Source organism: Pseudarthrobacter sp. MOO14, assembly GCF_058267675.1.
In genome coordinates, this window is the sequence record NZ_CM177849.1 from 2,955,425 (window position 1) to 2,968,537 (window position 13,113).

Here is a 13,113-nt window from a genome sequence, read left to right on the forward strand (position 1 = left end):
CCAAGTCCGCCGGCAGGCCAGCCACGCCATGGGGCAGCAGGGGATACCGTCATCGGGCACCAGCGCAGGCGCCGGTCCCGTCCTGCCGCTGGAGGCCCTCGACGCCGGAATGCTGGCCCTCGTGGGCGGCAAGGCGGCGAACCTCGGCGAGTTGATGTCCGCCGGGCTGCCCGTCCCGGAAGGTTTCTGCCTGACAACAGAGGCATATTGGCAGGTGGTCGGCACCCCTGAGCCCGTCCTTCCCGGACTTGCGGATGCCTTTGCGGCCCTGCAGGGAGCAGCACGGGCCACAAGCCATGATTTTGCCGCCAGCGAGTCAATCGACCTGGCCGGACCGGCCGGAACCGCGCGTGCCGCAATCCTGGCGGCGCCGCTTCCGGCAGCAGTATCCGACGCCGTCCGGCAGGCGTACGCCGCGATGGGACCGGACGTTCCGGTGGCGGTACGGTCCTCCGCTACCGCCGAGGACCTGCCGTTTGCGAGTTTCGCCGGCCAGCAGGACACCTACCTCAACGTCATCGGAGGGGACGCGGTCCTTGAGGCAGTGCGCAATTGCTGGGCATCGCTCTGGACCGACCGTGCAACTGCCTACCGGGCAAGCCTGGGCATCGACCCTGCCGGAGTGGCCATCGCCGTAGTGGTGCAGCGGATGGTGGATGCAGACACGGCGGGAGTCATGTTCACGGCGAACCCACTCAACGGGCGGCGCCGGCAGCTCGTCATCGATGCCGGCCGGGGCCTCGGCGAAGCAGTGGTCTCCGGCGCGGTCAACCCGGACCACTTTGTGGTGGATGGCCTGACCGGCAGGGCAGTGGAGCAGCGGCTTGGCGGGGAAGGCGTCGAGGTCAGGTCCCTTCCCGGCGGCGGCACGGAGACGAGGAAGTTGCCGGGCAGCACCGGAACACCCTGCCTGACGGAACCCCAGCTGGCCGCCCTGGCGAGGCTTGGGCTGCAGGCCGAAGACCACTTCGGCGCCCCGCAGGACACCGAGTGGGCCATCGACAACGCCGGGGCCTTGTGGCTGACCCAATCCCGGCCCATCACCACCCTCTACCCGGTCCCGGAAAGCAACGGGGCCGCCCACGTCCGCCACGGCGGGCCCGGCGCCGGCGGCACCAGGGCGTACCTGTGCTTCAGCCTGGCGCAGGGACTCACCCGGCCGCTTACCCCCATGGGGCTGGCCGCCTTGCGCCTTGTCGCCTCGTCCGTGGCCACGGCCGCACGGTTCCCTGTTCCCGAACCCCGGCGGGGGCCGTCCCCGTACGCCGAGGCAGGGCAGCGGATATACATCGACTTCACCACGCCCCTTCGCAGCGCCGTGGGCCGCCGCATCGTTCCCCGGGTCTTTGACGTCATGGAGGCACGGACCGCAGCGGTCATGCGTCAACTGTTCGAGGACCCTGCCTTTTCGGTGACCGGCAGGACGCCCCTCGGGCTCCTCCGGCACGCTGGCCCGGCAGCAGTGCACGCCAAGGTTCCGCAGGCAGTACTTCGGGCCCTGCTCCGGCCCGGGGCGGCGCTCCGCCGGCTGGACCGTTTTACCCGGGACTTCGAGGGATCCTTGGCCCCCACCGATGGTCCCGGGGCTCTGGCCAGGCTGGACCATGTCGAGGCCCTCCTGGGAGCCCGCCTTTTTCCGATTGTTCCGGCCATACTTCCCCTCCCCTTGGTGGGCTTTGCGATGCTGGGCCTCGCCGGAAAGCTCCTTGGCGACGACGCGTGGGACGAACTCCAGCCCGTGATCCGGGGCCTGCCGAACAACGTCACCACCGAGATGGACCTTGATTTGTGGCGCCTCGCCTCGGCCATCAAGGATGATGGCGAATCGGCAGCCGCCCTGATGGGATCGGATCCAGCGGCGCTGGCGGAAGACTTCAGGGCCGGGCGGCTGCCCGCGCGCCTGGACGCCGGGCTGGGGCGGTTCCTGGAGCGGTACGGGCACCGGGCGGTGGCTGAGATCGACATCGGGCTGCCGCGGTGGTCGGAAGAGCCCGCACATATCCTGGGCATCCTGGCCAATTACCTCCGGTTGGAAGATCCCGCCCTAGCGCCGGACCGGCAGTTCAGCACAGCAGCCGAGGACGCTGAAGCCCAGGTCGAGCGGCTCGTAGCCCGCGCAGCCGGGAGCGGCAGGACCAGGGGAGTGTTGGTGCGGGCCGCCCTGCGCAGGGCACGGCTCTTCGCCGGCCTGCGTGAACTGCCCAAGTACCAGCTTGTGCTTGGCCTTGGAGAAGTCCGCAGGCAACTGCTCCTGGTGGGCGCCGAACTCGCGGAGGCAGGAGCCCTCGACCGCCCGGACGACGTCTTCTTCCTGGACTTCGCCGAGGTGCGGCAGGCCCTTTCCGGTGTAACAGCGGACCCGGGAGCAACGTTGCCGGACGTCCGGCAGCTTGTCGCCGGCCGGCGGGCGGACTACCGCCGGGAGCTTGATCGCCGGCATATACCCCGGGTGCTCCTCTCGGACGGCACCGAACCCGAAGCGGTCCGTACCGCCACCGGCATGGCGGACGGAACGCTGGCTGGAAGTCCTGCCTCGGCAGGGACGGTGACGGCAGCGGCACGGGTGGTCCTGGACCCCGTCGGCGCCCGCCTCGAACCGGGCGAGATCCTGGTTGCCCCGTCAACTGACCCCGGGTGGACGCCGTTGTTCCTTACTGCCGGAGGGCTCGTGATGGAAATGGGCGGCGCCAACTCCCACGGCGCTGTGGTGGCCAGGGAATACGGGATCCCCGCGGTCGTCGGGGTGGCGGATGCCACCAGGCTGATAACCACCGGCCAAAGAGTAACGGTCGACGGCGGTCAGGGAACCGTCGTGCCCGAACGTCCTGCCGCTACCGAAGTTTTCGGGACCCATGCCGGCACGGACCCGGCCGCGCGGGCGTAACCTTGATCTATGGGTTCCAACACGCTGGATTCCAGCGGAGAGTTGCAGCAGCGCAGCACATTGCAACAGCGCAGCACACTGCGCCGACGGACATGGCTTCGGTGGATGCCGGCCGCCGCAGCCCCGGTGGTGATCGCTGTGGGCGCGCTCACCGGGTCCCTGCCCGCCAGCGCCGGAGACCCGCTGCCCGCGAAAACCCCCGCACAAGTCCTGGAACTGGTGGGCACCCATCAGGTGCACTCTTTCTCGGGAACCTTGGAGCAGGTGTCGGAGTTGGGCCTGCCCGAGCTTCCGGCCGCCGGCAAGACCTCCGCCCCTGCATCAGCCGGGAGCGCAGCCGCCGTTATCGAGCTCCTGTCCGGCCGGCACAGCGCCCGCATCTACGTTGACGGCAAGGACAACGCCCGCGTGCAGGTCGTGGACCAGTTGGCAGAACGGGACGTGGTCCGGGATGGCAATGATGTCTGGTTCTACTCGTCGAAGGACAACACCGCTGAGCACCTGACGCTGCCCGCAAAAACCCAGGATTCGATGCCCTCGAGGGACATGCAGGGCACACCCGGCGTCCCCGCGCCGGACGACCTGGCGCAGCAGCTCCTGTCCAAGGTCGATCCCACCACCGCCGTCACCGTGGGACCGGACGTCGTTGTTGCCGGCCGCAGCGCTTACAACCTGGTGATTGAGCCCCGCACCGATGCAACGCTGGTGGGCAAGGTGGCCATCGCGGTCGATGGCCAAACGGGCATGCCGCTGTCCGTCCAGGTGACCGCGCGCGGAGCCGACAAACCGGCATTTCGTTCCGGTTTCACCGCCTTTTCCCTGGACACGCCGGATCAGTCCCTGTTCAGCTTCACGCCACCGCCGGGCAGCACGGTGAAGGACGTTCCGGTTCCGGACAAGTCCCATGAGCCGGCAGATGCTCCACATCCGGGGCCCATGGCCAACCCGGACCAACTGCTTCCCCAGCTCGAAGCGAAGGCGCACCTCTCCGTGGCCGGAACCGGCTGGGAAACGGTAGTGGGCACGGCAGCGGGCGCTTCCGGTTCAGCTGCAGCGTCCCTGCTGGCCGATCCGCTGCTGGCACAGGCCGCAGTCCCCGTCCCGGGCGGCCGGCTTCTCTCCACAGCCCTGGTGAACGTACTGGTCACTGACGACGGCCGGATGTTCGCTGGCATGGTGCCGCCGGAGGCACTGCAGGCCGCAGCGGCAGCGGCTCGGTGAGTACGGGCCTGGCGGGCGCTGGTCCGGCGGCTGCCGGGCTTGCGATCGAGACCCATGGCCTGAGTAAGCGGTTCGGCCAGCAGACCGCCGTCGATGCTGTGGACCTCGCCGTCCCGCACGGGGCGGTGTTCGGTTTCCTTGGGCCCAACGGGTCCGGCAAGACCACCACCATCCGCATGCTGCTTGGCCTGGCGGCCGCGTCCGCCGGAACCGTGAACCTGCTCGGCAGGCAGATGCCGGATGAGTTCCACGACGTGCTTCCGCGGGTCGGTGCCTTGGTGGAAGGACCGGCGTTCTATCCCTTTCTCTCCGGGGCCGCCAACCTCCACCGGCTTGATGCCGCCGGCCGGCACACCGTGCCGGCCACCCGCAAGGCCAGGGTGGAACGGGCCCTGGAGCGCGTGGGATTGGAACACGCGGCCCGGAAGCGGGTCCACGCGTACTCACTGGGGATGAAGCAGCGGCTGGGCATTGCCAACGCGCTGCTGTCTCCCCGGGACCTGCTGGTGCTGGATGAGCCCACCAATGGATTGGATCCTCAAGGTACGCGTGAGGTGCGCAACCTGGTCCGGTCCCTGGCCCACGAGGGCACCACCGTGTTCGTCTCCAGCCACCTGCTGGCCGAGGTGGACCAGATGTGTACCCACGCCGCAGTAATGAGCGCCGGCAAGCTCGTGGCGCAAGGGCCGCTGGCTGAACTCCGGCAAGCCGGCAGCACCCGCCTCCGGCTGGTCACCCCGGACGGCGGCGCGGCGCGGCGGGTCCTCGCGCGGCTGGGGCTGCCACCCGCACCTGTGGACGGGGAATCCGGCAAGCCGTCGCCGGACGGCGAGACCATCGTGGCGGCCTTGATTACCTCAGTGCAGCCACCCGCCCCGCTCCCGGAAGAAGTCGTTGCGCACCTGGTCCAGGCCGGGGTGCGTGTCCGGGGCTTCGCCGTCGAACGCGAAAGCCTCGAAGACCGCTTCGTTGCCCTTACCGGGGAAGGATTCGACGTTGCCCAGTAGCGTGCCTGCCGACATCCCACAGCCTGCGGGAACCGCCCGGGCCGCGACCCCGCAGAGCACGTCCAGGCGGTCCGGTTCCAGGACGCCGGGTTCCGGGTTTTCCTTGCTGGCCTCTGAACTGAGGGTCCTGTTCACCCGGCGACGCACCTGGGCGCTGTTGCTGGCCCTGGCCGCCATTCCGGTGCTCATCGCCGTCGCGGTCAAGGTCTCGTCCGCCGTCCCGCCCGGTCGCGGCCCTGCCTTCCTGGACCGGATTACCCAAAACGGACTGTTCGTGGCCTTCACCGCCATGCTGGTGTCCGTCCCGCTGTTCATGCCGCTCGCCGTGGGCGTGGTGGCCGGCGACACCATCGCCGGGGAAGCGAGCCTGGGAACCCTCCGCTATTTGCTGGTGGCCCCGGCGGGCAGGGTGCGGCTGCTCCTGGTCAAATATGCGGGCGCCGTGGCCTTCTGCATCGTGGCACCGTTGACCATCGGCCTGGTGGGGGCGGCCATCGGCGCGGCGCTCTTTCCAGTAGGGCCGGTGCCCCTGCTGTCCGGCGGGGTCGTCCAGCCTGCTGAGGCCGCCGTGCGGATAGTGCTCATCGCCGCCTACATTGCCGTATCCCTGGCGGGCCTCTCAGCGATTGGGCTGTTCCTGTCAACCATGACCGTGGTCCCCGTCGGTGCGATGGCGGCCACCGTGGTGGTCTCGGTTGTTTCCGAGGTCCTGGACCAGCTTCCCCAGCTGGAATGGCTGCATCCATGGTTGTTCAGCCATTACTGGCTTGGTTTCGGTGACATGTTGCGCCAGCCGGTGCTGTGGGACTCATTTGCCGCGAATGGACTGCTCCAAGCAGGCTACGTGGCGGTGTTCGGGGCGCTGGCGTACGGCCGTTTTGTCACCAAGGACGTCTTGAGCTGACTGGTGGGCGGCCCCGCAGTACGGCTCAGTAGCGGGCGGCGTAAGGGTAGAGGTCCATTCCCACCATGGAACTGATGCTGGAGACGGTGATGCCTTCCTGCGGATTCAGCGCCTGCACCACCTGGCCGTTTCCCAGGTAGATGGCCACGTGGTAGAAGTTCGGAGCCGAGCCCCACACCAGGAGATCGCCGCGGCGCGCCTGTGAGATCGGGACGTGGACAGGGGCGGCAGCGTACTGCTGGGACGCGGTGCGCGGGAGGTACTTTCCGGCAGCGGCGAACGCGTTCTGCACCAGGCCGGAGCAGTCAAAGCCGTACACGCCGGTACCGCCCCACTGGTAGTAGTACGGCGCGCCAACCTTCCCCAAAGCGACGGAGATCGCCGTCTCGTAGGTCCCAGCGCCGGTTGACGGGGGCGCGGGAGCGGGCGCCGGCGCGGGGTTGGCAGGAGCAGGGGCCGGGGCAGGCACAGCGGGGGCAGGAGCCGCGGGAGCGGGTGCGGCGGGTGCCGGAGCTGCAGGCGGCTGGGCCGGCACCGGAGCCGGGGCCGCTGGTGCCGGAGCGGCGGGAGCAGGTGCCGTGTCCTGGGCCGGCGTGTTCCGGGCCGGGGCGTTCTGCGCCGCGGCTCGGTCCTGTGTCGCTTGGTCCTGGGCTGCCTTGTCCTGTGCCGCTTTGTCGGCAGCGGCAGACAACGCCGCAAGCCGCGCTTCTTCACGCTGCTTGTCCAGGGCATCAACCCGGGCCGATTCCAGCGCAACGGTGGTGTTCCGGAGCTGCGCCAGCTGGTCCACCAGGATGGTCCGCTGCGCCTTCGCGTCGGACACGGCCTTGGCCTGCGCGGCGTTGGCCTCTTCGGCCTGGGACTTCCGCTGCTCGGCGGTTTTCGCAGCATCGTCGGCGGCCTTGGTGGCATCGTCGGCGGATGCCGTCAGGGAGCGGTACGCGGTGGCCGCGGCATCCGCAGCTTCAAAAGCGCGGCTCCGGCTGGCGGACAGGGCTTCAAGCGTGGCGGCCTGCTGCAGGCTGTCCCCACCGCTGGCCAGGGTTCCGAGCGTGGGGTTCAATCCGCCGTTGCGGTAAAGGTCTCCGGCGAGTTGCCCCACCTGTTTCCGGGATTTGTCCAGCTGCCCCTTCGCGGACGAGGCACGGGCGGAGGCCGCGGACGCAGCCTGGGTCCGTTGCTGCAGCTCAACCAGCGCTTCGCTGTAGGAGTTGTTTGCCTGCATCGCCACGGCGAAGGCCGCCTGCTGGGCCGTGGATGCGTCGGCGAGGATGCGTTCGATCGCGGTGACCTGGTCCGCCGTCGCGGTTTCGCTGGCTTTTGCCGCGGCAATATCTTCCGGGGACGGGATGTCCTGCGATGCCGGAACGGACAGCGGCGCGGAAGGCGCCGGTACGGCTGCTGCGGGTGTGGCAACGGAGGCAAAGAGTACGACGGCGGCGCACAGCACGGCCGTTGTACGGCCGGATCCGGGTAAAGCCATGTGCAGAGACCTCGCAACAATTGGGCTGGGAGTGAGGTTCTGGATGCGGCACGACGGTGCCCCTCAGCTGCTCGCCAGCAGTCCGAGGTTACGTGACTCGATGCACATTGGCAACAGCAGTCACAGCAATAACATAAACCACAAGAATGTCATTCGTGGTGTTGGCCGATAGGGCGTGTCGCGGAATCGGTCGCAGGCCGGAGCCTGCTCAGCCCCAACCCAGCTCGTGCAGCCGGGCATCGGAGATGCCGAAGTGATGGGCGATTTCATGGACGACGGTCACGGCCACTTCGTGGATCACATCATCCCGGGAGCCGCAGATCTCCAGGATGGGTTCGCGGAAGATGGTGATGCGGTCCGGCAGGGAACCGGCATCCCACCACGAGTCGCGTTCCGTCAGCGGCACCCCTTCATAGAGGCCCAGCAGGACGGCGTCCGGATCTTCCCCGGGGCCGGGAACATAATCGTCTTCGATGAAGACGGCCACGTTGTCCATGGCGCGGGCCAGGCGGTCGGGAATACTGTCCAGGGCATCCTGGACGGCGGTCTCGAACTCGTCCGGGGACATGGCGAATCCGGAGGGCGCGTCCGCAACCGGTTCGTTAGGGGCTGCTCCGTCCGGACTCGAGGGGACAATCGGCAGGCCCGGTGGCAGGCTGGCTGGCATAGTTCGACTCTAGCCCCGATGCGGGCGGCGCCGCCCGCCGGGCGCCCGGGTCCTGCGCCGGGTCAGGCCGACGCCCACGAGGCACACCAAGCCACCTGCCAGTCCCCAGGCGGCAGGAATCTCGCCCAGCAACAGCCAGGAGATAAGGACGGTGGTTCCTGGTACCAGGTACGTGGTGGCGGCCAGCTTGCCGGCATCCACCAAAGACAACGCGTAGGCCCATGTGGTGAAGGCGATGGCGGTGGGGAAGACCCCCAGGTACACCAGCCCCCAGGTGGCCTGCGGCGGAGCTGCCTGTACTTCGGCCGCGAGCTGCCCGGCGAAGGGCATGCAGCACAGGGCACCCACCACGATTCCGAACCAGGTGGCCTGGGCCGCGGGAAACTTCCGCACCACCGGCTTCTGGATGATGACGCTGACTGCGGCGAGCACCGCGGCAAGGAGGCACAGCGCCACACCGGCGAGGTCCGCCGTCGTACTCCCGCCCGGGGTGCGCGGCTGCCCGGAACCGATGGCAATCATCGCGACACCGGCAAAGGCCACCGTACTGCCGATCAACAGCCAGCGTGGAAAACCTTCCTTGAGGAAGATGCCGGCCATGATTGCCACCAGGATGGGATTGACGTTGATCAGCAGGGCGCTGGTGCCTGCGTCCAGGATGTGCTCGGCAGCGTTCAGCGCCACGTTGTAGCCACCGAACCACATCACTCCGTAGGCAAGGATGGGCAGCCACTCCCGCCCCCGGGGCACCACGCGGCTTCTGAGGAGTTGCGGCAGCACCAGGATGGCCAGGACGACGGCGGCAACCGCCAGCCTGCCCAACGTCAGGGAGCCGGGGGAAAAATGCGGGCCGATCGCGCGGATTCCCACGAATGCCGAAGCCCACAGCAGCACGGTGACCGCCATGGCCGCCACGCCGAGGGCCCTCACCGGGACAGCTGCGGGAGCTGGGGGAGTGAGTGCTTGGGGTCCGGGGCTGGATGAGGGCATGAACCAAATGTAGCGGCGGCGGAGGCGCCCGGCTGGCGGGAATCGGACAACGAGGTACGGCGGTGGGGGACTCCCCGGTGCCCGGCGGGGCCCTACGGGGCTGTGGCCCAGGCCAGCAGCTTGTCCGCCGGCCAGGTGGTGATGATCCGCTCAACGGGTACGTTGTTTCGGGCCGCCCGTTCGGCGCCGTACTGCAGGAAATCCAGCTGCCCGGGTGCGTGGGCATCGCTGTCGATCGAGAACAGGCAGCCGGCCTCCAAAGCCAGCTGGATCAGGGCGTCAGGCGGGTCCTGCCGCTCCGGCCGGGAGTTGATCTCCACGGCGACGTTGTGCTCTGCGCAGGCGGCAAATACTTCCTTGGCATCGAATTCCGACGGGGGCCTGGTCCCTCGCGAGCCCTCCACCAGCCGGCCGGTGCAGTGGCCCAGGATGTTGGTCCGCGGGTCGGTGATTCCGCCGAGCATCCGCGTGGTCATGGTCTTGCGGTCAGCGCGCAGCTTGGAATGGACGCTGGCCACCACGATGTCCAGCCTGTCCAGCAGTTCCGGTTCCTGGTCCAGCTCTCCCGATTCCAGGATGTCCACCTCGATGCCTGCCAGGAGCCGGGTGGGTCCGCCCTTGCCGTTGATGCCCGCCACCACGTCCAGCTGGTTGCGCAGGCGTTCGGGCGAGAGGCCGTTGGCGATCGTGAGGTTGGGGGAGTGGTCGGTCAGGGCCACGTACTCCCGGCCCAGCACCTCCGCGGCGGCAAGCATCAACTCGATGGGGGAGCCGCCGTCGGACCATTCGCTGTGGCTGTGGAGGTCGCCGCGCAGCGCCTCCTGGATGTCGCTGCCGCCGGGCGCCAGCGGCTGCGCTCCCTTCTCCCGGAGGTCCGCCAGGTACTCGGGAACTTGTCCGTCCACGGCCTCCCGGATCACGGCGTAGGTCCGGTCGCCGATCCCCTTCATGGACTTCAGCCGCCCGGACCGTGCGCGGGACGCCAGTTCGTCCGGGTCCAGGGCGCCGATGGTGGCGGCGGCCTTGCGGAAGGCCTGCACCTTGAAGGTGGCAGCGCGCCCGCGCTCCAGCCAGAAAGCAATCTCGTTGAGGGCTGCGACGGCATCCATCCGTCCATCTTGGCCCCTGCAATGGCGGAATGGCGGTGTTTTTGGCCGATTTTGGATAATTCCTGCGAAGGCCCTATAGTTGTTGAGTCCAGTTCGGAGAAACGCAAAGGGCAAAGATGGAAAGCATCGCTTGACGCCTTTTATTTTGTGCCGAACGGGTTCTGGCCCCCATCGTCTAGCGGCCTAGGACACCGCCCTTTCACGGCGGCGGCACGGGTTCGAATCCCGTTGGGGGTACGCAAGGAACTGGTCAGGCAGGCAGAAAAAGTCTGGTAGGCTGGAAGCCTTGAAAAAAGCGGTAGAGATACTGTGAAAGCAAGAAACGCAAGGCCCTGTAGCGCAGTTGGTTAGCGCGCCGCCCTGTCACGGCGGAGGTCGCGGGTTCAAGTCCCGTCAGGGTCGCTCTGATTGTTGGAAGAGATTCCGGCTCTCATGGTGACTAGTCACCTAGGCTCTGTAGCTCAGTTGGTAGAGCGTTCGACTGAAAATCGAAAGGTCACCGGATCGACGCCGGTCGGAGCCACCACTGGGAAGCATCAGTTCTTCGGAACTGGTGCTTTTCTTCGTTTAAGGCGTGGCATCGTGCGCCATCCACGGGCATCAGTGCGACCCGCACTTTCGCGTCGCCAAGGGCATATGGGGCGCGAAGATAAATATCCGCGGCCCGTATGGGGCCGGCCCGGAATCCCGGCCTCGAACGCTGCGCCCAAATGTCCGGCATTGCCCCCACTGGCTGCCCGGCCTCGAACCCGGCACGCGATTCTCCCCCAAGGGGCCCGCCGCAGAGGCGCTCTGGCTTCGGCTCAGCCAGTGGCCTGCGCAACATCCGGGCAGGTTGAAACAAAAAAATCGACCATGCCACGAAACATTTGACCTGCGCCAAACCGTTGTGGCACGCGCGCGCATTGGATTGCGTAAGCGCTTGCACCTTACCCGCCGGTAGATCATTCGGAGCGCTGAAACAGGGTTTGAAATGGCTGCGGGATGCCCCATAGCGTGGATCGCGGCAAGGGGAAGCATGCTTCCCATCTGCCCGGGGCCCTACCCAGGCCCTGCTGATTCCCGACACACAAAGGCGTCTCCGACGGCACCTGGGGTGTTGCCGGGGCCGCGGATGTTCTCGGGGCAATGGGCACATGCCCGTCTTCCACGAACAGTTACAACTCCGCGAGAAGAGCAACAATGCACAAGCACCCCCAAAACCGGATGCTGCGGTGGCGCCCCGCCGCCGCAGCATTGGCCGCGGCCGTCGCCGCCTCGGCCTTCCTGGCCGTCCCCTCGGCACAGGCTAACGAGCCGTCCGATCCGCCCGCCGTGCAGCAGATGCCGGCACCCGCTCCGGGCTTCCCCCTCCCGACCGGACATACGCAGCAGGCGTTCGATCCGGCGTCGGATTTCACGTCCAAGTGGACCCGTGCCGACGCCAAGCAGATCATGGCCCAGAGCGACTCGACGGTCACTCCGGGTGAAAACTCCATGAGCCCCGACGTCACCATGCCGGAGATTCCCCAGGATTTCCCCACCATGAACGACGACGTCTGGGTCTGGGACACCTGGTCCCTGACCGACGAGAATGCCAACCAGATCAGCTACAAGGGCTGGGATGTCATCTTCTCCCTGGTGGCTGACCGCCACGCCGGCTACGGCTTCGACCAGCGCCACTGGAATGCCCGGATCGGTTACTTCTTCCGCAAGACCAACGCTGACCCGGCCAAGGACAAGTGGAACTACGGCGGCCACCTGTTCCTGGACAACACCTCCATCGGCAACACCGAGTGGTCCGGCTCCACCCGCCTGATGCAGGGTGACCACGTCAACGTGTTCTACACGGCCACCACGTTCTACGACATCGCCCAGCGCAATGCCGGCGGCGGCGGCATTGCCCCCGATGCTGCGATCGCGAAGGCCCTGGGCAACATCCATGCTGACAAGAACGGCGTCACGTTCGATGGGTTCCAGCACACCAAGCTGCTGGAACCGGACGGCAAGATGTACCAGACCAAGGCGCAGAACCCCGGTTTCGCGTTCCGCGACCCCTACACGTTCGTTGACCCGGCCCACCCCGGCAAGACCTATATGGTCTTCGAAGGCAACACCGGCGGCACCCGCGGCGATTACAAGTGCAAGGACGAGGACCTCGGCTACAAGCCGGGCGATCCCCACGCCGAAAACGTCAGCGACGTCCAGAACAGCGGCGCCTACTACCAGACCGCAAACGTTGGCCTCGCTGTGGCCGACAACAAGGACCTGACCAAGTGGTCCTTCCTCCCGCCGATCCTTTCGGCGAACTGCGTGAACGACCAGACTGAACGGCCGCAGATCTTCATCCAGAATGAGGGTGGGAAGAACAAGTACTACCTCTTCACCATCAGCCACCAGTTCACCTATGCAGCCGGTATGCGCGGTCCCGACGGCGTTTACGGCTTCGCGGGCGACGGCATCCGTTCCGACTTCCAGCCGATGAACAACAGCGGCCTTGCCCTGGGATCCCCGACGGACCTCAACCTGGCAGCCAACGCACCGGAGAGCCCCTCCGCGAAGCAGAACGGGCGGCAGTTCCAGGCCTATTCGCACTACGTGCAGCCCGGCGGCCTGGTGCAGTCGTTCATCGACAACGTCAACGGCGTCCGCGGCGGCTCGCTGTCGCCGACCGTGAAGATCAACTTCCGCAACGGCGTCTCGCAGGTTGACCGCAGCTTTGGCCGGAACGGCCTTGGCCCGTTCGGCTACCTGCCTACCAACGTGCGGGTAGGCGGCGAGGGCCTCTACAAGTAGGCCTTTCTTGATCCACCGCCGGTAAATTCCGGCCGTATACCGCCCAGGCGGGGATGTCCTTGGGGGCTTCCCC

Annotated in this window: 9 protein-coding genes and 3 tRNA genes; 8 read left to right on the forward strand and 4 right to left on the reverse strand. The window is 67.4% G+C overall.

All coding sequences use genetic code 11. The features are described from left to right. Window positions 1-28: 28 nt before the first annotated feature. The 4 genes from AC4EEV_RS13840 to AC4EEV_RS13855 all read left to right on the forward strand — a co-directional run bounded on the left by AC4EEV_RS13840 (window position 29) and on the right by AC4EEV_RS13855 (window position 6,016). Window positions 29-2,884 (forward strand): PEP/pyruvate-binding domain-containing protein, encoded by a 2,856-nt coding sequence (locus AC4EEV_RS13840; RefSeq protein WP_491329222.1) that lies wholly within the window; start codon window positions 29-31, stop codon window positions 2,882-2,884. 105 nt (window positions 2,885-2,989) lie between these two features. Then, window positions 2,990-4,105: a LolA family protein gene (locus AC4EEV_RS13845; RefSeq protein WP_018763083.1), complete on the forward strand. Its 1,116-nt coding sequence runs from the start codon at window positions 2,990-2,992 to the stop codon at window positions 4,103-4,105. Then, window positions 4,102-5,112, forward strand: coding sequence for an ABC transporter ATP-binding protein (locus AC4EEV_RS13850; RefSeq protein ID WP_491329223.1), 1,011 nt, complete (start codon window positions 4,102-4,104; stop codon window positions 5,110-5,112). Before AC4EEV_RS13845 ends, AC4EEV_RS13850 begins: the two co-directional genes overlap by 4 nt. Beyond that, the gene (locus AC4EEV_RS13855; protein ID WP_491329224.1) at window positions 5,102-6,016 is read left to right on the forward strand and encodes an ABC transporter permease; all 915 of its coding nucleotides are present in this window, start codon (window positions 5,102-5,104) and stop codon (window positions 6,014-6,016) included. Before AC4EEV_RS13850 ends, AC4EEV_RS13855 begins: the two co-directional genes overlap by 11 nt. Before the next feature lie 25 nt (window positions 6,017-6,041). Here AC4EEV_RS13855 and AC4EEV_RS13860 read toward each other — a convergent pair whose 3' ends face one another. From AC4EEV_RS13860 to AC4EEV_RS13875, 4 genes are all read right to left on the reverse strand, one after another. Beyond that, window positions 6,042-7,499 carry a C40 family peptidase gene (locus AC4EEV_RS13860; protein ID WP_491329225.1) on the reverse strand — a complete coding sequence of 486 codons (1,458 nt, stop codon included), beginning with the start codon at window positions 7,497-7,499 and terminating at the stop codon, window positions 6,042-6,044. A gap of 208 nt (window positions 7,500-7,707) precedes the next feature. After that, a complete protein-coding gene (locus tag AC4EEV_RS13865) occupies window positions 7,708-8,166 on the reverse strand; it encodes a metallopeptidase family protein (RefSeq protein WP_026264962.1) in 459 nt (152 codons plus the stop codon). Window positions 8,167-8,175: 9 nt separating this feature from the next. Further along, a complete protein-coding gene (locus AC4EEV_RS13870; RefSeq protein ID WP_491329226.1) occupies window positions 8,176-9,156 on the reverse strand; it encodes a DMT family transporter in 981 nt (326 codons plus the stop codon). 92 nt (window positions 9,157-9,248) lie between these two features. Next, window positions 9,249-10,265, reverse strand: a complete 1,017-nt coding sequence (locus AC4EEV_RS13875; protein WP_491329227.1) for a PHP domain-containing protein — start codon at window positions 10,263-10,265, stop codon at window positions 9,249-9,251. Between the two features lie 164 nt (window positions 10,266-10,429). On the opposite strand from AC4EEV_RS13875, the gene AC4EEV_RS13880 reads away from it, so the two are divergent. From AC4EEV_RS13880 to AC4EEV_RS13895, 4 genes are all read left to right on the forward strand, one after another. Further along, window positions 10,430-10,502, forward strand: a tRNA-Glu gene (locus AC4EEV_RS13880). A 91-nt stretch (window positions 10,503-10,593) separates the two neighbouring features. Then, window positions 10,594-10,667: transfer RNA gene (locus AC4EEV_RS13885), tRNA-Asp, on the forward strand. 48 nt (window positions 10,668-10,715) lie between these two features. Beyond that, window positions 10,716-10,791 (forward strand) — tRNA-Phe (locus AC4EEV_RS13890). A gap of 656 nt (window positions 10,792-11,447) precedes the next feature. Then, window positions 11,448-13,040 (forward strand): glycoside hydrolase family 68 protein, encoded by a 1,593-nt coding sequence (locus AC4EEV_RS13895; protein ID WP_018763090.1) that lies wholly within the window; start codon window positions 11,448-11,450, stop codon window positions 13,038-13,040. The last annotated feature ends 73 nt before the right edge of the window (window positions 13,041-13,113 follow it).

Excerpts from the sequence above, each read along its gene's own strand:
- AC4EEV_RS13840 (WP_491329222.1), top strand. The coding sequence starts at position 29 with ATGGGGCAGCAGGGGATACCGTCATCGGGCACCAGCGCAGGCGCCGGT.
- AC4EEV_RS13845 (WP_018763083.1), top strand. The coding sequence starts at position 2,990 with ATGCCGGCCGCCGCAGCCCCGGTGGTGATCGCTGTGGGCGCGCTCACC.
- AC4EEV_RS13860 (WP_491329225.1), bottom strand. The coding sequence starts at position 7,499 with ATGGCTTTACCCGGATCCGGCCGTACAACGGCCGTGCTGTGCGCCGCC.
- AC4EEV_RS13865 (WP_026264962.1), bottom strand. The coding sequence starts at position 8,166 with ATGCCAGCCAGCCTGCCACCGGGCCTGCCGATTGTCCCCTCGAGTCCG.
- AC4EEV_RS13870 (WP_491329226.1), bottom strand. The coding sequence starts at position 9,156 with ATGCCCTCATCCAGCCCCGGACCCCAAGCACTCACTCCCCCAGCTCCC.
- AC4EEV_RS13875 (WP_491329227.1), bottom strand. The coding sequence starts at position 10,265 with ATGGATGCCGTCGCAGCCCTCAACGAGATTGCTTTCTGGCTGGAGCGC.
- AC4EEV_RS13895 (WP_018763090.1), top strand. The coding sequence starts at position 11,448 with ATGCACAAGCACCCCCAAAACCGGATGCTGCGGTGGCGCCCCGCCGCC.